We start from the raw sequence: 242 nt of genomic DNA, 5'->3' as shown, positions 1-242 counted from the left end.
AATATGGCGTTGGACGCGAACTTTTTCGTATTTTTCGTCACTCCGTTAATCGTGCAGATCAAGGAGCATCTGTTCTTATAGCATGAGTAAAGAGCGAAAAGTAGATAAAGTAATGCATATGCAATGAAAGTGCATAAAATCCTTAGAATTTTGGTATGGGCAGATTATGTAATCGAGCCGCAGCTTTGAGCGTATTAACCATCAGCATAGCGATTGTCATTGGTCCGACTCCTCCTGGAACA

The 242-nt window shown here is 40.9% G+C and carries 1 pseudogene; it reads right to left on the bottom strand.

The window, feature by feature from the left end:
* Nucleotides 1–142: 142 nt before the first annotated feature.
* A pseudogene (locus tag ACFIO5_RS12755) lies at nucleotides 143–242 on the bottom strand (bifunctional methylenetetrahydrofolate dehydrogenase/methenyltetrahydrofolate cyclohydrolase); the annotation flags it as partial.

It is taken from the genome of Bartonella sp. AA86SXKL, from assembly GCF_042196885.1.
The sequence above is the reverse complement of the archived record's forward strand: the minus strand, read 5'-3'. Positions and strand labels throughout refer to the sequence as shown.